Here is a 20,607-nt window from a genome sequence, read left to right as displayed (position 1 = left end):
GGTCTCATCAGGTCGTCGTCAGTTCTCTGGCGTGCCGAAGGGGTAGGGGCGGGCCTCGGGCCACCAGGGCGCCTTCTCCGGCTCCCTGCTCAGGCGGTTGCGCAGTACGCCGACGCCCTCCAGTTCGAGCTCGATCACGTCACCGGGCGAGAGCTTCTTGTCGATCTCCAGGCCGGCGCCGTAGGGCAGGGTCCCGGAGCCGATGAGGTCGCCGGGCTGCAGGTTGTCGCCGATGGAGACGTAGGCGAGCATTTCCTCGGGCGTGTAGATCATTCCCTCGGCGCGGGTCTCGCTCCACACCTCGCCGTTGACCCGGACGACGCCCTTGAGGCCCTCGGTCGAGGGCAGCTCGTCGACGGTGGTGATCCAGGGGCCGATGCCGTACGCGTAGTCCTTGCACTTCTGAGGGCCCATGCCCATGCCCATCTCGGGGCCCTGGACGTCGCGCGCACTGAAGTCGTTGAAGATGGTGACGCCGAAGAGCCGCGAGCGGGCCTCGTCGGGCGTCAGGTTGTGGCCGGCCGCGCCGACGATCAGGCCCATCTCCAGTTCGTAGTCGACGTATTCGGAGTAGGCGGGGTAGGGGATCTCCTGGTCGTGACCGAAGCTCACGCCGGTGGAGCCCTTGAAGTAGCCCGGGGTCTTGAACAGTTGGGGGTTGGGTAGTCCGCCGCCCACCTTCTCGTGGAAGTGCTTCATGTGCTCCGGGAAGGTCAGCCCGTCCCGGATGACGGGCGAGTCCACGGCGGCCACCCACTTCACGCTGTCGAGGGGCAGCGAGGCGTCATCGGCGGCCTGGTCCACCGCCCAGTGGGCGGCTTCGAGGAAGGCGGGGCCCGCGGCGATGGCAGCGGACATGCTCGAGGGGAAATGGGCCGCGGCGAGGCGCCGGGCCGCGTCCGGTGTCGCTCCCTGCGCCTGCCGGCCCAGGGCGTAGGCCCTGGCCAGGTCGACGACCCTGCCCTCATCCGGCAGGGCGGCGACCAGCCTGATCTGTTCGCCGTCGGGCGATGCAGCGGAAATACGACCGAGTTTCATGAGCTTCTCTCCCTTACAGTTCGATACGTTTCGTATCGTTTGATGAATATGCGTCCACGTCAAGCCCTCTGGTGGGGCGACTGCGCGTACTGACGTGGGGTAATTTGAGCCTGTGGCTGTACGAAGCGAATCGAGTCGCCGAGCAATCCTCGACGCGACCATGGACCTGCTCGTCCGTGATGGCCGACGCGCCATCACGGTGCAGAAGCTGACCATGGAGGCGATCGCCAAGCGGGCCAAGGTCAGCAAGGCGACGATCTACCGGTGGTGGCCCAGCAAGGGCGCCGTCGTCATCGACGCCTTCATGGAGAACCATCTAGCCAGCACCCGCATCCCCGAAGGGGTGCCGGTACGAGAGGCGCTCCTGGCACACCTCAAGGCGCTCATCTCTCGCTATGCCGGACCGCAGGGCAAGCTGGTCTCGCAGATCATCGCCGAGGGGCAGTACGACCCCGACATCCTGGCCAACTTCCGTTCGCGGTTCTGGAATGAACGCGCGGCGGCGACCGAGAAGTTGATGCGGCGAGGCATCGACGAGGGCACCTTCCGGTCCGACCTCGACCCGAGCGCTGCAGCCCAACTGTTCTACGCACCGGTCTACTTCCACCTCCTCTTCGGAACCAGCCCGCTCGACGACGCACTTGCCGAACAACTCGTCGACCTGGGGATCCAGGGCCTCGCCGCGCATCCGCCCCAGGACGGCGCGACCTGAGGCTCCGCCTCGGCGGTCAGGTCATACGGGGGGTGGGGTGAACAGGCCGCGGTCGGGATCGTTGAACATCTCCCGGGACACGAAATCGTTCATCGGGTTCGAGGTACCCCACTGATCCGACGTCTCCGGATCGTCCGTGGAATACAGGTGCGGATGCCAGGAGTCCTCGTCCAGCGTCTCCAGCTCCGTCGTGTACTCCATCGTGTTCCCGTTCGGGTCATGGAAGTACGTGAACGTGTTGTCCCCCGCCCGGTGCCGGCCCGGACCCCACACCTTGTGCACACCGTCCCGCATCAGCCGGCCACTGCCCCGCATGTACTCATCCAGCCCACGCATCTCGAACGACGCATGATGCAACGACACATGCGGACACCGCGCGATCGCCATCGAGTGATGCTGCGGATTGCACCGCATGAACCACATGATCCCGCCCAGCTCCGGATGCACATTCGTATCCGTCAGCCGGAAATCCAGAAACTTCTCATAAAACGCCTGCAGCTTCTCCGGCTCCGGCGAGTTCAACACCACATGCGACAGCCGCACCGGAATGTCCTCACGCTCCTCGATCCGCCGATGCCTGCGCGCCGCCACCTCCGTCGACACCTCGATCGTGCGGCCCTCCACATCGAAGAACCGGAAACCATAACCACCCCCCGGCGTCTGCAACACATCCGGCTCCCCCACCAACCGCACACCCCCGCGGGCCAGCCGCACCGCGAGCGCATCCACCGTCTCCCGGTCCGCGGCACCGTAGGACACCAGGTCCAGCCGCTTGTCCTGCGCCCGACGCACCCGGATCACATACTGCTCCGGCGACCCCTCCGCCGCGAAATACGTGACATCACCATCCGACCCCGCCTTGACCAACCCCCACTTCTCCTCATAGAAAGCCACCTGCTTCTCATAGTCCTGCACCGCGATATCCACATGCCGCAAATGCGTGATCGGACTCACCGAACTGATCGGACTCTCAGACATGACGAACTCCAGAAGTAGCGGTGGAAGGGATCAGCTGGGCGCTACGGCCGCATCCCCTTGCGGAGATGCCTCGCCGCAGGATTCTTGAGCCCCCGCCAGGGGCAGGAGCCTGACCAGCTCTTCGAGTGCGGCCGGCGTCTGCGCCGTGCCCAGCACGTAGCGGTCGGGGCGCACCAGAACAGCCGACGCCTCGAGCGACGCGAGCAGCGCGCTCACATGCTGGGGCGAGCTGAGGACCGTGACCTCGGGCTCGTCCTCCAGCGCGGTACGCACGAACTCGGGCAGTTCCGCCAGGAGTTGAGGCGACGCAGCCAACAGGAACCGGCGCCCGACGAGATCATCGAGACGGGTCCCGTCCGACAGGATCGGCTGCGCGGATATCAGACCGCCGTGCCGGTCGGCCGGGCCGGTGTGAAGTCCCGGCCCGAGAGCGGGCGCCGCCGGGTACGAGTCCTCCGGGTGGGCGCGAATGTAGGCGTCACGTTGCGCCGCGACCTCCGGATCGGTGGTCTGGATGAGGGTGGCCATCGTGGCCGCCTTGTGGACCCAGTACCTGGCGTGCTCCCTGCGTTCGGACTCGTAGGTGTCGAGCAGCGACGGCCTGGCCCTCCCGAGCGCGACGAGCCGGAGCTTCCACACCAGGTTGGCCACGTCCCGCAGTCCGGCGCACAGGCCCATGCCGAACATGGGAGGCGCCTGGTGCGCGGCGTCGCCCGCGAGGAACACGTTGCCGACCCGCCATGAGGCGGCGACGCGTGCGCGGAACGTGTAGACGGCCACGCGTTCGGGGTCGAAGGTCCGCGGCGTGAGGACGCCCTGACTGATGCGGGCCAGGCCCTCCGCAGTGGCGATCTCCTGCGGATCGTCGCCGGGCAGGACCTTGAACTCCATACGGGCCCGGTCTCCGGGAAGCCTGATCCACAGCGCGGGCCGGGTGTGGCGGCCGAGGAACACCATGTCCCCCTTGATGCCGTCCGTATCGTGCAGGCGTCCGTCGGCGACGAGCCACGGATCATCGGTCCCGAGGTTCTCCGTGGGGATGTCGAGCAGGCGCCGGACGGTCGAGGTGGCACCGTCGCAGGCGATCACCCAGCGGGCCGTGAGCGTCTGCGTTGCTCCCTCGGGAGTCCGCACCTGACATCGCACGACGTCATCGCCCTGCACGACCTCCATCAAGGTTGTGCCCAGGCGGAGTTCGACACTCGGGAGCCGGTCGACCTCCGCGCGCAGCAGCGCATCGATCTCGGGCTGGTGGAACAGATTCTCCCCGTGCCAGGACTGCGGTCCCCACTCCCCCGTGGGCTGAGCGATCAGGGTTTCGCCGGCTTCGTTCTCCATGCGGTAGTCGCACATCGGCTTGGTCAGAGCCGCGATCTCCGCTCCCCGCCCCATGGCCTGGAAGGACCGCATGGCTTCGGCGTCGAAGTGCACGGCGCGCGCCTGCTGCCACAGTTCGGGCTCTCGCTCGACTCCCAGGGCGCGGACACCGGCGTGCCCCAGTTGCGCCAGGGCCATCGCCCCGACGGGTCCGCCACCGATGACAACCACTTCGTAGTCCTGTGACACCACAACTCCCTCTGCGGCTCTGGTACTTGGGGGTACCGTTACGACTTGTCCACTCGTGCGCGTACAGCGCGCGTCTATCCGCCCGGGCGCCCGCGATCGTCCTTGAGCTGCGCACCGCGTCCACGGAACTCAGCGATGATCTCCTCGCCGCGCCGCACCGTGACGTCACAGACCAACGAGCGGCCGCGCCGGGCGCGGGTCACCGCCTCGGCGACCAGCACGTCACCGAGCGACCCGGGACGCAGGTAGGTGACGTCCGCGCTCGCGGTGACGACCGGCGGTCCGTAGCTGTTGACCGCACAGGCGAACGTGGTGTCGGCCAGCGAGAACACCAGTCCGCCGTGCACGATCGCGTGCCCGTTCACCATGTCGGGCCGTACGCGCATCGTGGCCCGCGACTGCCCGTCTTTCGCGAACTCCACCTGGATTCCAAGTAGTTCGCAGGTGTGGTCGCCCTCCAGCATGGTGCGCACGCTCTGCGCCACCGGGAGTTCTTCCGTCATGACCGCAGCCCCAGACCGAGGGGGCGACCGTCATACAGCTCATCGATCCGCACCGGGTCGGGCAGCATGCCGAGCTCGTCCCGCATCGACACGATCCGCGCCAGTCCGGCGCGCTCGGGAGCCAGGGACACCGGCCGCGTCCGCAGCGCGGCTCGCGCCGACGCCGCCACGTACCCGCCGCGGGTCAGCACGTCCAGAGCCTCATGCGGCGGAGCGCCGTGCAACCAGACGCGCGCCGCCTCCAGGGCCCTGAGGTAGCGGACGAGCCCTTCGCTCTCCCGCACTGCCCTGGCTCCGGCCACGATGCCCTGCCCCGGAAAGTCCCGCACCTGATCCGCCACGGACAACAGCGCCACATGACCTTCCCGCAGGGCCAGTTCATCCAGTGGCGGGCCCAGCAACGTCGCATCGATGCTGCCGGCACGCAGCGCCTCGAAGCGCTCCCGCACCCCGCCCACGGGCACGAACTCGCACTCCTGGAGCGCCAGACCGTGCTCCACCAGCAGGTGCCGCAGGACCACCGCGAAACCATTGGCCAGCGCGTCCACGCCAAGCTTCCTGCCCCGCAGATCCTCGACCGTGCCCACCGAGGCGTTGGCGGTGAGCAGCAGGGGCGTCGTCGTCTCGACCTGGGCCACGATCCGGAGATCCCCTCCGGCCGCGTTCCACACCACGAGGTTGTCCATGGCCGTGACACCGACGTCGACATTCCCGCTCAGCAACCGATCCCGCTGATCCAGCGACGACTGGATCGACACGGTCTCGACCTCGACACCGGCCTCGGTGAAGAACTCCAGCTCCTCAGCGACGACGCACACGGGAGGCCGGACAAACACCGCCTGTCGAAAGCACACCGTCATTGGGGCGCTCCTTGTCTCCATGAGATGCGCTCACACTAGGCCGTTCGAAACGGAACGTCTAGGATCGATGCAAAAGAGATTTCACCTGTACGCAACATGCCGGCAGGGCGCGACCGATCAGCCAGGACACCCTTTGAACTGGTGAAATGTGCACCACAAGAGGCGCCCAGTGCACGGATACGCCGCCTTCACGACCGCCCACCGCGCCCACAAGGCCAGCAATCATTCAATACGTTCCGTTTAGCATCGAACGCGTGCGAGGCACGCCTTGTGCCACGACGCCCCGCACGCCGCCATCCCTCACCCCGAGAGGTGCCACACATGCCTGAAGCCGTCGTTGTCGCTGCCGCCCGAACCCCGATCGGGCGCGCGTTCAAGGGCTCCCTCAAGGAGGTGCGCCCGGACGATCTGGCCGCGGCCGCCATTCGCGCGACCCTCGACCAGGTACCCGCCCTGGATCCGACACAGATCGACGACCTGCACCTCGGCTGCGCCGAGCCCAGCGGGGAGCACGGCGGAAACATGGCTCGCCGTGTGGCCGTACAGCTGGGCCTAGACGAGGTGCCCGGCACCACGGTCAACCGGTTCTGCTCATCGTCGCTGCAGACCGCGCGCATGGCCTTTCACGCCATCAAGGCCGGAGAAGGTCACGCGTTCATCAGCGCCGGAGTCGAGTGCGTATCCCGGTACCAGCGGTTCGGAGCGGCCGGCGCGGACTCCGACGACGTACTGAACCCGGCCTTCGACCAGGCGCGAGCGCGCACCGCGAACGACGCCCTGAGCAACCAACGTTGGACCAACCCCCGAGCCGACGGTCAACTGCCCGACATCTACCTGGCCATGGGGCAGACCGCCGAAAACGTAGGTGGCTTGCGTCAAGTAGGCCGCCGGGAGCAGGACGACTACGCCGTGCGCAGCCAGCAGTTGGCCGCCCAGGCCGCCAACTCCGGCTTCTTCGCACGGGAGATCACCCCCGTGCGACTGCCGGACGGAACGATGATGGTGAGCGACGACAGCCCCCGCCCGGGCACAACGATCGAAGCCCTCGCCCAACTCAAGCCGGCCTTCCGACCTGGCGGAACGGTGACCGCGGGCAACTCCTGCCCCCTCAACGACGGCGCCGCCGCAGTGATCATCATGAGCGACATCCGGGCACGCGAACTGGGCATCACCCCCCTGGCGCGGATCGTGGCCACCGGCGTCTCGGGGCTCTCCCCCGAGATCATGGGCCTGGGCCCTGTCGAAGCCACCCGCCGAGCCCTCACCCACGCCGGTCTCTCCATCGGGGACATCGACCTGTTCGAGATGAACGAGGCGTTCGCCGCCCAAGTCATCGCCTCCCAGCGCGAGCTGCGTATCCCGGTGGAACGGCTCAATGTGCACGGCGGGGCCATTGCGCTGGGACATCCGTTCGGCGCCACTGGCGCGCGCATCATGACCACCCTGATCAACGGGCTGCGAACACGCGACGCGCAGTGGGGCGTGGAGACCATGTGCGTCGGGGGTGGCCAGGGCATGGCCATGGTGCTGGAACGCCTCAGCTGACCACTCCGCACCGATCCGGGGCTATCGGCCGCCAGCCGGGCGGCCCCGGGCTGGTGCACCCCGCCCGCCCCATTACCCATGTTGACATAGCTATCTTCATATATGTACTGTCGATGCCGTGTGGGTAAGCAGCAGGGCTCCTAGGAGCCGAAGCATCGACCGCGCGGCCGGAGGCCTCGCGGCGTCGCTGCCCACGCCCCAGTCGGCCGATGCGCCACTGATGACACTGCCGGGCCTCAACGCCCTCATCACCCGCCTCAGCGAAGTTGGCATTTTTCAGCAGCTCGAGGGCCACGAGGCTCACTCCGACAGGCGTGACGCTTACCTCCGCGCCCTAGTCGCGGCGCACCAGCGCATCAATCTCACCCAGAGCGTCGCGGCACAGCGGATCTCCATGGCCCTGTGCCCCCGCACCGACGGCAACCGCGATGCCCTCGGCTCAGCACTCTGTGCACTCTCGGGTTCCACCCGTCGGCTCCGCGTCCGCGCCGCCTGACCGGTCTCGACCCCGTACGCCCGCTGCCCTTGCCGCCGTTGCGGCGGAGCCGGACGTGCTCCCCCACATGACCGCGCGCTGCTGAGCGCGCCGAACGTCCTGAGGATTCCTCACCCATGTCTGTCACCGCCGCCCCCGCGGCGTCCCCGTCGGCAAGCGCGCGCCACGGACGGCGCGCCAACCCATGGCTGACGCTGATCGCCGTCGCCTTCGGCCTGTTCATGGTCGGTCTCGACGGCTCCGTCGTCTCGATCGCCAACTCGGAGATCGCCCGTGACCTGAGTGCCTCCACTGCCGAACTGCAGTGGGTCACCAACTCCTACCTGCTCGCCCTCGCCGCGACGCTCATCCTCGGCGGCAAGCTCGGTGACCGCTTCGGCCGCCGCACCCTCTATCTCGTCGGCGTTGCCGGATTCACTCTCGCGTCCGTCGCCATCGGTCTCGTCGGCTCGATCGAGGGTGTCATCGCCTTCCGCGCCGTACAAGGCCTCTTCGGCGCGATGCTCATGCCCAACACCCTCGCCCTGCTGCGCGCCGTCTTCCCGCCGAAGAAGTTCGGCATGGCGGTCGGCATCTGGGCAATGATCTCGTCCGTCTCCACGGCACTCGGCCCGATCGTCGGCGGACTCCTCGTCGAGCACGTCAACTGGGAGTCGGTCTTCTACATCAACGCCCCCATCGGCGTCATCGCCTTCGTCTTCAGCATCCTGGTACTCCCCCAGTCCAAGAACGAGGCAGCGGCGAGCGAGAAGTTCGACGCGCCCGGCGTCGTACTCCTTGCGCTCGGACTGCTCGCCGTCGTCTTCGGCGTCGTCAAGGGCGAGACCTGGGGCTGGACTTCGGCCGGCACGCTCGGCTCGATCATCGCTGGACTCGTCGTCCTGGTCCTGTTCGGCTGGTACGAGACCCGGATCAAGCACCCGCTCCTGCCGATGCGCCTGTTCCGCAACCCAGCCCTGACCGTCGGCACGATCGTGACCGCGCTGAACTTCTTCATCATGCTCGGCGTGATCTTCTTCGTCATGCTGTACATGCAGAACGTGCGCGGCTACTCCCCCGTCGAGTCCGGGGTGCGCACCCTGCCTCTCAGCCTCGTCTCCATGGTGGCCGCGCCGCTCGGCGCCAAGCTCACCGAGAAGTACGGTCCGCGGCTGTCCATGCCGCTCGGCATGGTGCTCCAAGCGGGCGCCGCGTTCGCCATGCTCTCGTGGAGCGCCGACTCGTCGTACACCACGATGTGGCTGCCGTTCGTCGCGCTCGGCCTGGGCAGCGGCATGGTGATGTCCGCGTCCTCCGACGCGATCGTCGGTAACGCTCCAGTCAGGGACGGAGGCGTCGCCGGTGGCCTGCAGGCCACCTCCCTGCAGATCGGTGGAGCGCTGGGTACGTCGGTACTCGTTTCACTCATCAGCAGCCGCGTCGGCTCCACGCTCAACGATGAGCTGACCGGCGCGGGCGTGCCCGGATCGGTGGCCACACGGCTCGAAGAGGCGAAGGACGCTGTCTCGATGGGCGTCGCCCCAGTCAGCAACGCGATGCCCGCGCAGCTCAAGGCCGCCGTGACAGAAGGCAGCCAGGCCGCGTTCATGAACGGTGTCCACACCGCCGTCGTCGTCACAGGCATCCTGGCACTCATCGGCGCCGCCCTCGCCGCACTCGGCATCCGCACCAAGGCCGGCGGCCATACCGAACCGGACCCGGCCGACGCCCCCGCGGCTCAGCCGCCCGTCACGGCCACCCCGGCAGCTCCGGCCCACACCCGGACCGAGGCCCTGCCCTCCGGCGGCATGACGATCAGCGGCCACGTCAGAGGAGCCGAATCCGCCCCCGTGCCCCACGCCTCCCTGACCCTCATCTCGCTGGACGGGCGGCAGTCGGGCCGCGCGGTGGCCCACCCGGACGGCTCCTACGAAATCGCCGCGTCGGCCGCGGACAGCTACGTACTGATCGCCGCGGCCGACGGTTACCGGCCCCAGGCCTCCAGCGTCGTGGTGGGCGAGGCACCGGTCGCGTACGACGTCCTGCTCTCCGGCACCAGCGGCTTGATCGGCACGGTCCGGTCCGCGGAGAGCAAGGAGCCTGTCGACAGCGCCATGGTCGTCGCGGCCGATGTACGCGGCGACGTGCTGGCGGCCGAGCTCACCGACGCGGACGGCACCTTCGCCTTCACCGAGATGACACCCGGGTCGCTGACCCTCGCGGTCACCGCCACCGGGTACCGGCCGCTGGCCCTGCCCGTCGAAGTCGCCCCGCAGGGCGTCACCAGGACCGAGATCGAGCTGCCAGCGGGGGCGCAAGTGAGCGGCGTGGTAACGGCAGTCGGCCGGCCGCTGGCCGATGCCCGGGTCACGCTCGTCGATGCCGCAGGCAACGTGGTCGCCGCCTCGGCCACCGGCGAAGACGGCGCGTACGCCTTCTCCGACCTGGACGGTGGCAGCTACACGGTCTTCGCGACCGGCTACCCGCCGAAGGCCAGGGACCTGTCCGTCCGGGGCAGCTCCATCGACGGCCACGACATCGAACTCGCCCACCCCGGCGAGTGACAAGGCCCGGGCCGGACGCGATTGAGGACACGTCCGGCCCGGCACCAAAACCCCGGGCCGGTGGTCGGGAACGGCAGGGACGGCCGTCCGATACCGGCCCGGGGTTCGGCATCTCCGGGAATTCATACGCAGCCGCGCGCCCACGGCAAAGATCCGCAGACCGACGCGGTGCAGCGCGTGAGCGGTACGCCCTGAAAACAGGGTGCGGCATCCCTGAACGTGCGTCAGTGCGTGTCGGGGTGAAGGCGCTCGTTCAGGGCATGCAGTGCGGTCAACGCCGAGTCGAGAGCCTCCAGTTCGTCCTCGGTCATGCTCCGCAGCGCCCGTCTGAGCAGGCTGCTCATCAGGTGCTGGACCTCGGCGAGCTGCTGCCGCGAGGCCGATGTGAGGTGCAGGTGCGCAACGCGCTTGTCGGCAGAGTCCTGTCGGCGTTCCAGCAGACCCTGCTCGGTCAGCTGCGTCACCATTGCGCTCACGTTGTTGGGCTTCATCAGCAGTGCGTCTGCCGCCCTCCGCACCGTGACCCCGTCATTGGCCTCAACGTGACGGAGCAGCGCAATCTGCGCCTCGGGCGGTTTGGGGTGTTCGAAGTCCGGGCCGATCTGCCGTTCCATGGCCCGAGCCAGCGCGGGCAGACACACGACTAGCTCGTCAGCTACGTGGTTGACGTCCTGAACGGATGCTCTGGGCTGGCTCACAGTCCGAAAACGTATGCGGCTGAACATAGCTATGTCAATATATCTACCTTCTACGCCCATATCTACTAATGACGCAGCCGAGAAGCCGAGCCGACCGACGACACGCAAGTTCGTCAGGCTGGGGCGCCACGAACCCGGTTCACGCCCCGACACATGTGCACATGCGCGAACCAGCAGGTCACTGAGGTCTTCTCTATGAAGATCACTTCCAACGCTGGTTGAGGACGAGCGCGGCGCGGGTGATGTCGCCGATGCGGCAGGGGCTGAGTGTGACGCGCTTGAGCGCACGCCAGGGTTCCTTGAGCTCGGCGGCGGCACGTTCCCCCAGGGCTCGGACGTGCCTGATCAGGGCGTTCGCCATCCGGATGTCGATGTGGAGGGCTTGCTCGGAGCGGCCCTTCGGGCGGCGGACGGGGATGCGTATGCCGATGCCCGCCCCGATGTAGCCCTTGTCCCCCAGGGTCGGCAGGCCCTGGGCAGCCGCCTTGTAGAGCGCAGGCAGGACGTGGATCCGGGCCGCGGTGATGTCAGGCGTCGATCCGGGCTCAACCTCGCAGACCCACAGCGGAGTGCCGTCCGGGGCGGAGAGGAACTGCACGTTGCCGCCGAACGCCTTGTGCTTCTGGCTGAACCAGAGGTCGTTGCCGTTCTCGCGCTCCCCGGAGACGCGGTCTGACTCGATCAGGGTGCCGTCCAGAATCACGTGCGTCATTCCCTCCTCCTGGCAGCGTGTCAGGACGTCGTGCAGGTCGGGGGTCTGGTCGGCAAGGACGTCGATGCCCTCGTGCAGGTAGCGGTAGCCGGTGGCCTGCGAGATCCCGGCGTCTCGCGCCAGGCAGTGCACGCAGCCGCGTTCCCGGAACCAGCGCAACACCAACACGGCCTGTCGGAACGGCCCGAGCGCCCGCGAGCCGTGCGGAGTGCCGATCAGGCGGCGGTGCGCGGCCAGCAGACGGGCGAGGTGGTCCACGACGTGGCGGGGGACATCGAGCGTGGCAACATAGGTGACCAACGTGAAGCCTCTGGTGGTTACGGACATGATCTTGTGGTGAGACCTGTCCTACCATGGGCTTCACGGCAGTTCGGACTCAGGCGCACCATGACGGGGGCCAACAGTGCAGGAGCTCAGTTCCGCAGTCGTGCTCGTCACCGGAGTCATGGCGTCAGGGAAGTCCACCGTCGCCCAGTTGCTGGCCGAGCGGCTCCCACGCTCCGTGCATCTGCACGGTGACAGCTTCCGGCGGATGATCGTGTCCGGTCGCGAGGAGTTCACGCCTCAGCCGACCGCAGAGGGAAGGGCTCAGCTGCGGCTGCGCTACCAGGCATCCGCTGCGGTCGCAGACCTGTACGCGCAGGCGGGATGGACCGTCGTCGTCCAAGACGTTGTTCTCGGCGAGCACCTGGACACCTACCTTGACGCCGGGACGGCGAGGCCCCTCTATCGGGACACACCCCGCTAGCCCGGCACCGACAACGCACCGTCCCCGGCCAGCAGTCGACATTGTGACAACTAGACACTTCGGTCAGGCGAATCATGAGTCAGACCCCGGACCCGGGACAGCACCCGCCCATCCTCCCGGCACGGCTGCTGCGGTAAGGGAGCATTCCCGAAACTCGTGCTTCGCACGGAAACCACCGTTCAGGCAGATCCATGACTGACCGAACAACGGAAACCGGTCTGGGATCAGACTCCTCGCCCACCCGTGACCGGCATCAACGGACGGCCGAGCGCGGAACGATCAGATTTCCCGGACCGGAACGCCGGCGCCGGTCGGCCGTGCGCTACTTGCGGATGAGGCGGCAGCCATGGTCGAGGCGCTACTTCCGGACAGGCCAGGGCCCGCAGACTACGTAAACGTGCTGTGCGGCAGACCAAGCCGGTGCCAGAGCAAGTGTCGGCGTGTACCGCGTCGTCGGGCGAGGTACACGCCCGCGCCCACATCCCCGACGTCCTCACCATGAGCGAGCAGGAATGAGGAATGGCTGGCCCGCGAGGCGGGCCAGCCACCGTACTCACACCGCTGGGGGTGTGTCCTCGTCGTCGAACACGATCACCTGCCGGAGTTGGGATCCGCCGGCGAGGAGGTCCATCGCCTCGTTGATGTCGTCCAACCGGATGCGGGAGGAGATGAGCCGGTCCACGGGCAGCCGGCCCTCGCGCCACAGCTGTGCGTAGATCGGGATATCCCGTTGGGGCACGGCCGAGCCGAGGTAACTACCCACGATGGTCCGCGCTTCCGCGGTGAGCGTGAGGGGCGAGACGGTGGCGCGCGCCTCGGGCCCGGGCAGGCCGACCGTCACCGTAGCGCCTCCGGGGGCGGTGATGGCCAGGGCGGTCTCGAATGCCCGCGGATGTCCGGCGGCCTCCACGACGACGTCAGCCCGAAGTCCTTGATGGAGGACCTGTTCCGGGGTGAGCGCGTGCGCGACGCCGAATGGCCTCACCAGGTCCAGTTTGGACTCGACGGCGTCGACCCCTACGACTTCGGCTCCGAGCGACAGGGCGGTGAGCACTGCTGCCATGCCGACCCCTCCGAGGCCGACGACCGCCACGGTCTGGCCCGGTGCGGGGCGCACCGCATTGAGTACGGCTCCGCCGCCGGTCAGGACCGCGCAACCGAGCAGGGCGGCGACATCCGGCGGCACGTCGTCGTCAACCGGGGTGACGGACCTGCGGTCGACGGTGGCGTGCGTGGCGAAGCCGGAGACGCCCAGGTGGTGGTAGACCGGTTCTCCGTTGCGCGACAGCCGGGTACCACCGCCGAGGAGCGTCCCCGCGTTGTTCGTCGCGGTGCCCGCGGCGCACGGCATCTTGCCCTCGGTTCGGCACCCCGCACATGCTCCGCAGCGGGGCAGGAACGCCATGACGACCCGCTGGCCGACACTTAGGTCGGCGACGTTCTCGCCGATCTCGACAATGCGCCCGGCGGCTTCATGGCCGAGCAACATCGGAGTCGGCCGGCGCCTGTTGCCGTCCACCACGGACAGATCCGAATGGCACACACCGGCAGCCTCGATGCGGACCATCACCTCATCGGGGCCGGGACCGGACAGTTCGAGGTCGCACACGGTGATCGGCCGGCTCGTGGCGAAGGGGCGTTCGTTGTCGCACGACTCCAGCACGGCCCCTCGGATCTGGCGGGTCTGGTGGGTCGAGGTGGGGGTCGTTGTCGTGTTCGTCGTCGTGGTCATCGTGCCGCTCCTACCGGTGCCGTGTCCTGCCGAGCTGAGTGATCCTGTTCGTCGATGGCGCGCAGCGATGCCCCGGAGGTTTCCTTGTACGCCGCGAAGACCGTGGTGGTCGACACCGCGAGGACAACGAGGATGTAGATCGTGATGGGCACGGTCGAGCCGAAGTGAGACAGCAGCAGGGCAGCGATGATCGGGGCGAGGGAGCCCGCGAAGATCGACGTCACCTGGTAGCAGAACGACACTCCCGTGTACCGGACCCGGGTCGGGAACATCTCGCTGAGCATCGCCCCCAGGGGGGCGTAGAGCATCGCGTGCACCCCGAGGCCGACGACGATCGCCGCGAGGATCACCCAGAAGTTCGCTGTCTCGAGAGCGAAGAAGTAGCCGACGGCCCAGGCGAGCCCGCTCACCCCGCCCAGGAGGTAGGTGGGGCGCCGGCCGATGCGATCGGACACGTACCCGGCGAGGATCATGAAGCCGGTCTGGAAGGCGTTCCCGATGAGCATGAGCAGGAGCACGGTCTGGCTGGACATGTCCTTCGACACGGTGAGGTACGTGATCGTGAACGTGGCGATGAGGTAGTAGAGCGTGTTGTCACCGAAGCGTGCGGCCATTCCTGCGAGGACCTGTCGAGGGTGGCGGCTGAGCAGTTCCCTGAGTCCGGCCTGTTCCTCCTCCCGCTCTTTCTGCCGCTCGAGGGCTTCGACGAAGAGCGGGGCGTCCTCGATGTTCTTGCGTACGTAGTAGCCGACGATGATGATCACGGCCGACAGCCAGAACGCGATGCGCCAGCCCCAGGTGAGGAACATGTCCTGTGACATGACGGCGTTGAGGCTCAGCAGGACGATCGTGGCGATCAGGTTCCCAAGTGGCACGGCCGCCTGAGGGAACGCGGCCCAGGTGCCGCGGCGGTCGTCGGGGCTGTGCTCGCTGACGAGCAGCACGGCACCGCCCCACTCGCCGCCGACGGCGAAGCCCTGGACGAACCGCAAGGTCACCAGAGCGACCGGCGCCAGGTAGCCCCAGGTGTCGAAGCCCGGCAGACAGCCCATCAGAAAGGTCGACGCGCCGACGAGCAGGAGCGAGATCTGCAGGAGCTGCTTGCGCCCGTACCGGTCACCGAAGTGCCCGAAGACGAGGCCGCCCACTGGGCGGGCGACAAAGCCGATGGCGTACGTCGCGAAGGCGGCGATCACCCCGTCGAGCGGGTTGTCGGACCCGGGGAAGAACAGCTCGCCGAAGACGAGGCTCGCGGCCGTTCCGTAGATGAAGAACTCGTACCACTCGGCGACGGTGCCGGCCATCGAACCGGCGATGATCTTTCTGAAACCTGCCGGGGGAACACCCCGCATGCCAGCATCCATGGTGGCCATTTGGCGCCCCTTCTCTCACTGCACGGCGTTGTCACCAGCGAGGACGCCTCCGCACAGCTTCCCCGGGCCGCTTCCGTGGAGCTATGGAGAGATCTCCATGTTCTCTGCGGATTACTGTGGACTTCTCCGTTACCGGCGGGGAGTTCTCAGACGATCAAGGAGGCTGTGCCCATGTCTGACGATGGCTCCGCCTCGGCCGCACAGTCCCGCGCGGCCACCTCCTCGACCGGCCCCACGGTGCCCGCCCATGCTGTCGAATCCGTCCTGACCGCCCTGGCCTCCGAGGCCGACGTGGCAGCCCTCGACGCGCTGCTCGCGGGCCCGGATCTCCGACACCTGTCACCCGCGGCCCGGCAAGCGATGCGGACGATCGGTCACACCCTCGCCGAGGCTCGCTCACGGCAGGCTCTGCTCAATGCCATCTACGAGACGGCCCTCGAGATCACGGCCAAGCGCGACCGCGAAGCGGCGATCCGCACGATCGTGCGCAGTGCGCGCACGATCGTCGGCTCGGACATGGCGTACTTGAGCCTCAACGACTACGCCACGGAAGAGACGTACATCCACACCACGGACGGTGTCGTCACTTCTGCCTACCGCTCCCTGCGCATGCCGTTCGGCACGGGCATCCTCGGCGCCGTCGCCGACTCGGACGTGCCCGCTGCCACCCGCGACTATCTGGCCGACGAGAGCGTGCACCACATCGCGTCCGTCGACGAGGCGGTCCGCGCCGAAGGAGTACGGGCGATCCTCGGTGCGCCCCTGCACGTCGAGGGCCGTGTGATCGGAGCACTCCTGGTCGCGGACCGCTACCCCCGTAGTTACGACCACGACCAGGCATCGACGCTCAACTCCCTTGCCTCGCTGGCCGCCGTCGCCCTCGAGACCGCGCAACTGGTGGAGAGCCTCCATCACTCGCTCGACCAGGCACGGCATGCCGAGGCTGAGAGCCGGCGCCACGTCACGGACCTTCAGCGGCTGGAACGAGCCGACGCCGCGCTGGTATCCGCGCTGTCCTCGATGGAGGGACTGAGTCGCATCGAGGCGGAGGTCGCGACGATTCTCGGCACCGACGTGCAGATGGTGACCGCCGACATGCTGAGTGGAGCGCGGACCACGGCCGGGCACGACGCCCGACGGTTGAGCGAGCTGGCGCAGGAGTCCCGCCGCACCGGGGAGCCGGCGACGGGCGACCTGCGCCCGGCCGACCAGCGCTCGACCGACCCGGAGGCGAACTCCCCGGCGCAGACACGAATGACGACGACCGTGATGGCCGCGGTCGTGGGCGACAAGGTACTGGGCGTGATCTGCGCCTCCGGTCCCCTCAGCGCGCTCGACGGCCTCATCCTGCAACGGGCCGCCACCACCCTCATCGCCCAGTTGCTGTTCGATCAGGCCATCGCGGAGGCGGGCACGCGCGAGCAGTCCGAGCTCCTCGATCTCGTGCTGGCCGAGGACGCGACCGGCCCTTCCCTGCCTGTGCTGCAGCGAAAGCTCGCCGAGCACGGCATCCACGTAGAGGCGTCACTGGCCGTCTTGATCGTCGATTCGCAGGAACCGGAGACGGCTCACGCGGTCGTCGCCCGCGTCGTCCATGAGACGGCGGCCGGCGTCGGACTGGTCGCGTCGCACCGTGGGCACGTGTGCGCGCTGCTGCCCTCCGAGGCTCCGTCGCACATCGGCACCGAGATCTCCACCGAGCTGCAGCGCAGGAACGTGGCGGCCACGGTCGGTTGCGCGGGCCCCGGGCGTGGCATCGCGTCGGTCCGCGACACGCACGAACGGGCGCACCGGCTCGCGCGGGCGCTCCGGCTGCTCGGGCGGGAGGGCGAGGTGGCGACGGAGTCGATGCTGGGCAGTGTCGGGCTCGTTCTCGGGGCGCAGGACACGGCGTTGCACCGCGCCATCGTCCAGGACACCATCGGTCCTGCCCTCGTATACGACACCGAGCACGGCACCTCCATGGCGCCCACCGCCCTGGCGTACCTGGATGCCAACCGCAGCGTCGCCGCCACCGCGGCGCGCCTCCACCTGCACCAGAACACCGTGCGTCAGCGGCTGGACAAGCTCGACCGTCTGCTGGGCGCCGACTGGCGGGACGGCACGCGCGTACTCGACGTCCACCTCGCGCTGCGCCTCTGGCAACTCTCGCATCTCTGAGGCATCTGTAACCCTGCTGTAACGCGGCTACCTAACGTTCCCTCCACTCGGGCAACCGGTCAGGTTTCGGCCGCTCTACGGTATCCGGACGCGCAGCAACAACCTGGCTCCCGCCCGTTGACCATCGGTCGCTCACTCGGCCGACGCACGTGTCCATGGATCGGCCGAGCAGTCTCAGGCGATCCACGGCCCATCTCCCAGGAGCAGACAATGAGCCGCATTTCTGATGCCTCCGCCACACGCCGCAACCGCTCCGCACTCACCGCGCTCGCCGTCGCGGGCACGCTCGCCCTCGGCGGCGCGGCCACGGCCCCCCGGGCCGAGGCCGCCACCCGCACTCCGGTCGTCTTCGTGCACGGCTATGCCGAGAGCCCGTCCAACTGGAGCGCCGCAAAAGCATCGTTCGAGGCCGCTGGGTACCCGGCCAGCGACCTGTTCACCTACCAGTACACCTGGACGCAGTCGAACAAGACCAGCGCTCAGGGCCTGGCCAGCTACGTACAGCAGGTGCTGACCACCACCGGAGCCAGCCAGGTCGACATCGTCAACCACTCCATGGGCGGCATGGTCACCAACTGGTACGTCAATGAGCTCGGCGGGCAACCGTACGTGAAGCACATGGCCTCACTGGCCGGCGCCAACCACGGGAGCAGCAACGCCTCTTCCTGCCAGACGTACACCTCGTGTCAGGAGATGTACCCCGGCTCGTCCTTCCTGACCACCGTCAACTCCGGCGACGAGACCCCCGGCAGCACCAAGTACGCCACCTGGTACTCGCCCTGCGACGGCATGATCAACCCCTACACCAGCACCAAACTCGCCGGGGCCACCAACAACTACGTGGCCTGCGAGACACACATGGCGTACCTCTCCGATGCGACGATCCTCAGCGCCGTACGGAAGTTGCTGACGACCTGATGTCCTTCAGGGGAGGGCTGGTCATTCAGTTGAGCTGGGTGCGTCATTGCTAGTTCGATCCCGCCCCGGTGACGCATCCAGGCACGCTCCTGCCCGTCGGTTGTAGTGCCCGACGGGCAGGAGCGTGACCATACGAAGGAGGCTGGACTGCCTACTTCGATGGGGTCTTCCTCACCGCAACCGCCGTGCCGGGCATGGGCGCCAGCTTGTCTGCTTCGGCGACGGCGGCGTTCCAGCTGAATTCGTTGTTGTCGCTGAAGTAGTAGTAGGTGGCGCCGTTCGGCATCATCGCGACGGTGATGCCACCGTATCCCGACATGAATGGTACGTAGAAGGGGCTGGTGTAGGCGGGGTCGTCGGCGGAGGTGAACTCCCGGCCCCAGAAGCCGTTCTGGTACTTCATGGGCTTGGTGCCGGTGGTGGTCATGCCCCGGTCCTGCGGTGTGCGTTGCATGGTGGCCGCGAGCAGAGTCGGGTCGAGTATCTGCGTGCCGTTGACGGCGCCGTGGTCGTTGTTGAGGAATTTCGCGAACTTGGCGACGGAGTCCTGCGTCCAGAACATGCCGTAGCCACCGAAGGGCACCCCGCCAGGGCTGTTGTCGGTACGCGAGGAGACGAGGGAGTCGGGCCCGACGCCGATGGGCTTGAGCACGTCGTCGCGGAGCATGTTGAAGATGTCGGCGCCCGAACCGGCCTTGTCCTGCAGGTAGTTGTTCATCGCGCGGGTGGCGAGGAAGGTGTCGGAGGTGTGGTACACCCACTTGCTGCCGGGCTTGGCCTTATGTGGGAACGACAGGGCGAGTCGCATCTTGTCGGCGTAGGGCTCGGCCGCGAAGAAGTTCGCCATGGTGCTGCCCGATTCGTCGGTCTCGTAGCCGGGCGAGGTGTAGTTCCCTGTGGCCATGTCGAGGGTGTGGTCGAGGGTGACGCCGCTCCAGGCAGTGTTGCCGGCGGTCTCGGGGATTCGGTCGGAGAGCTTCTCCTGGGCCACGGCCGGGCCGTAGCGCTGCGCCAGACGCAGCATGGCCGTTCCCGCGAATGCCGACTTCGCGGTCGAGTACGACGGCAGCAGCATCTGGCCGCAGAAGGGGTAATCCCCTTGCCGGGTACGACAGTTGCCCACGTAGTGGACTCCGCTGTAGTAGAAGCCGAAGGTGCTCAGCGCGGACGGCGTGACGCCGGAGCCGAACTTCGTCACGTCCACCCCACTGTCCGGGTAGTCGGTGGCCAGCGCCGAGATGGGCTTGGTCGGGAGCCGGTCCTTGACCTCGGAGGCGTACGCGTCGCGCAGGTTCTCGGCGTCGTCGACGGGGCCGGGCCGGTAGTCGGCCGGCACCTGGCCCCACATGTCGAACTGGAAGTACTCGCAGGTCTCCGTGGTGATCTGGTAGCGGACCTCGGAGACCGACGTGTCGTCGAAGAGGAAGGTGAGGGCGCCGTTGTGCACGCAGTTGGCGTTGCGCTCGATCAGCGCGAACGGCAGGGAGGCGCGGGTGCGTTGGCCGTCGCCGTTCTCGTTCCACGCGCGGCCGGGCCCCACCGCCAGATTCCACGCCGGGTTCCCCGTGTACTCCAGCCCGCGCTTCGCCGGGACGAGGTGGCTGCCGTTCTGCACGAGCGCGATGTCGACCGGCGGCAGATGCCGGGTCGCTGCCGCGTCTGCGTATCCGTCCGGGTCTTTCAGTGCGCGGAATCCTCCGGCGGTGGAGAGGCCGTCGAGGGTGAGGGTGCCTTCGAAGCTGTGGGTGGGTGGCGCCGCTTGCGCCGGCAGGGCGAAGGCGCTGTCGGGCACGGTGCCCTCGGCACTGCCCCCGGCGAGCTGGGCGGCGGTGAGCTGGGTCCGGTTCACCGCACCGCTTCCGGTGAGCGGATCACCCGGAACGGGTACGGATGCGGTCGCGACGGGCGCCGCGGTCGTCAGTGACGGGACGGCGAACAGCCCCGCGAGCACGGCGGCGACGGCAGCGGCACGGCGTAGCCGTCGGACAGGGAACGGTCTCGACACGGGTCCGAGGTCCTCTCGGT

Annotated in this window: 15 protein-coding genes and 2 pseudogenes; 7 read left to right on the top strand and 10 right to left on the bottom strand. The window is 67.9% G+C overall.

Annotated elements, in window-relative coordinates; genetic code table 11:
• Positions 1-18: 18 nt before the first annotated feature.
• Positions 19-1,038 carry a fumarylacetoacetate hydrolase family protein gene (locus tag OG574_RS38830; protein WP_266667732.1) on the bottom strand — a complete coding sequence of 340 codons (1,020 nt, stop codon included), beginning with the start codon at positions 1,036-1,038 and terminating at the stop codon, positions 19-21.
• A gap of 112 nt (positions 1,039-1,150) precedes the next feature.
• Between OG574_RS38830 and OG574_RS38825 the strand changes: the two genes are divergently transcribed.
• Complete coding sequence (locus tag OG574_RS38825; RefSeq protein WP_266667734.1) at positions 1,151-1,750, top strand: TetR/AcrR family transcriptional regulator; 600 nt, start codon at positions 1,151-1,153, stop codon at positions 1,748-1,750.
• Positions 1,751-1,771: 21 nt separating this feature from the next.
• Here OG574_RS38825 and OG574_RS38820 read toward each other — a convergent pair whose 3' ends face one another.
• From OG574_RS38820 to OG574_RS38805, 4 genes are all read right to left on the bottom strand, one after another.
• On the bottom strand, positions 1,772-2,728 hold the full coding sequence (locus OG574_RS38820; protein ID WP_266667620.1) for a VOC family protein: 957 nt from the start codon (positions 2,726-2,728) through the stop codon (positions 1,772-1,774).
• A gap of 30 nt (positions 2,729-2,758) precedes the next feature.
• Positions 2,759-4,294: a bifunctional 3-(3-hydroxy-phenyl)propionate/3-hydroxycinnamic acid hydroxylase gene (locus OG574_RS38815; protein ID WP_266667738.1), complete on the bottom strand. Its 1,536-nt coding sequence runs from the start codon at positions 4,292-4,294 to the stop codon at positions 2,759-2,761.
• 74 nt (positions 4,295-4,368) lie between these two features.
• Positions 4,369-4,797, bottom strand: coding sequence for a hotdog fold thioesterase (locus tag OG574_RS38810; protein WP_326777009.1), 429 nt, complete (start codon positions 4,795-4,797; stop codon positions 4,369-4,371).
• Positions 4,794-5,615: an ABC transporter substrate-binding protein gene (locus tag OG574_RS38805; RefSeq protein ID WP_326777008.1), complete on the bottom strand. Its 822-nt coding sequence runs from the start codon at positions 5,613-5,615 to the stop codon at positions 4,794-4,796. Before OG574_RS38805 ends, OG574_RS38810 begins: the two co-directional genes overlap by 4 nt.
• Positions 5,616-5,978: 363 nt before the next feature.
• On the opposite strand from OG574_RS38805, the gene OG574_RS38800 reads away from it, so the two are divergent.
• From OG574_RS38800 to OG574_RS38790, 3 genes and pseudogenes are all read left to right on the top strand, one after another.
• Positions 5,979-7,202, top strand: a complete 1,224-nt coding sequence (locus OG574_RS38800) for an acetyl-CoA C-acetyltransferase (RefSeq protein ID WP_326777007.1) — start codon at positions 5,979-5,981, stop codon at positions 7,200-7,202.
• Positions 7,203-7,814: 612 nt separating this feature from the next.
• Positions 7,815-9,383, top strand: a pseudogene (locus OG574_RS38795) (MFS transporter); the annotation flags it as partial.
• 102 nt (positions 9,384-9,485) lie between these two features.
• Positions 9,486-10,241: an MSCRAMM family protein gene (locus tag OG574_RS38790; protein WP_266676156.1), complete on the top strand. Its 756-nt coding sequence runs from the start codon at positions 9,486-9,488 to the stop codon at positions 10,239-10,241.
• A 224-nt stretch (positions 10,242-10,465) separates the two neighbouring features.
• Here OG574_RS38790 and OG574_RS38785 read toward each other — a convergent pair whose 3' ends face one another.
• Positions 10,466-10,966, bottom strand: a complete 501-nt coding sequence (locus OG574_RS38785) for a MarR family winged helix-turn-helix transcriptional regulator (RefSeq protein ID WP_405602456.1) — start codon at positions 10,964-10,966, stop codon at positions 10,466-10,468.
• A 175-nt stretch (positions 10,967-11,141) separates the two neighbouring features.
• The gene (locus OG574_RS38780) at positions 11,142-11,951 is read right to left on the bottom strand and encodes a transposase family protein (protein ID WP_326778755.1); all 810 of its coding nucleotides are present in this window, start codon (positions 11,949-11,951) and stop codon (positions 11,142-11,144) included.
• Positions 11,952-12,054: 103 nt separating this feature from the next.
• On the opposite strand from OG574_RS38780, the pseudogene OG574_RS38775 reads away from it, so the two are divergent.
• Positions 12,055-12,381: pseudogene (locus tag OG574_RS38775) on the top strand (AAA family ATPase); the annotation flags it as partial.
• Positions 12,382-12,952: 571 nt separating this feature from the next.
• Here the strand turns inward: OG574_RS38775 and OG574_RS38770 are convergent.
• Positions 12,953-14,131 (bottom strand): alcohol dehydrogenase catalytic domain-containing protein, encoded by a 1,179-nt coding sequence (locus tag OG574_RS38770; protein ID WP_326777006.1) that lies wholly within the window; start codon positions 14,129-14,131, stop codon positions 12,953-12,955.
• Positions 14,128-15,504, bottom strand: coding sequence for an MFS transporter (locus OG574_RS38765; RefSeq protein ID WP_326777005.1), 1,377 nt, complete (start codon positions 15,502-15,504; stop codon positions 14,128-14,130). The genes OG574_RS38770 and OG574_RS38765 overlap by 4 nt, the downstream gene beginning before the upstream one ends.
• Before the next feature lie 171 nt (positions 15,505-15,675).
• On the opposite strand from OG574_RS38765, the gene OG574_RS38760 reads away from it, so the two are divergent.
• Complete coding sequence (locus tag OG574_RS38760; RefSeq protein WP_266667752.1) at positions 15,676-17,664, top strand: helix-turn-helix domain-containing protein; 1,989 nt, start codon at positions 15,676-15,678, stop codon at positions 17,662-17,664.
• A 210-nt stretch (positions 17,665-17,874) separates the two neighbouring features.
• Positions 17,875-18,582, top strand: a complete 708-nt coding sequence (locus tag OG574_RS38755) for an esterase/lipase family protein (protein WP_326777004.1) — start codon at positions 17,875-17,877, stop codon at positions 18,580-18,582.
• 151 nt (positions 18,583-18,733) lie between these two features.
• Here the strand turns inward: OG574_RS38755 and OG574_RS38750 are convergent, their stop codons facing one another.
• Positions 18,734-20,587 carry a hypothetical protein gene (locus OG574_RS38750; protein ID WP_266667756.1) on the bottom strand — a complete coding sequence of 618 codons (1,854 nt, stop codon included), beginning with the start codon at positions 20,585-20,587 and terminating at the stop codon, positions 18,734-18,736.
• Positions 20,588-20,607: the final 20 nt, after the last annotated feature.

The organism is Streptomyces sp. NBC_01445 (genome assembly GCF_035918235.1).
In the GTDB taxonomy this organism is placed as follows: Bacteria; Actinomycetota; Actinomycetes; order Streptomycetales; family Streptomycetaceae; genus Streptomyces.
The sequence above is the reverse complement of the archived record's forward strand: the minus strand, read 5'-3'. Positions and strand labels throughout refer to the sequence as shown.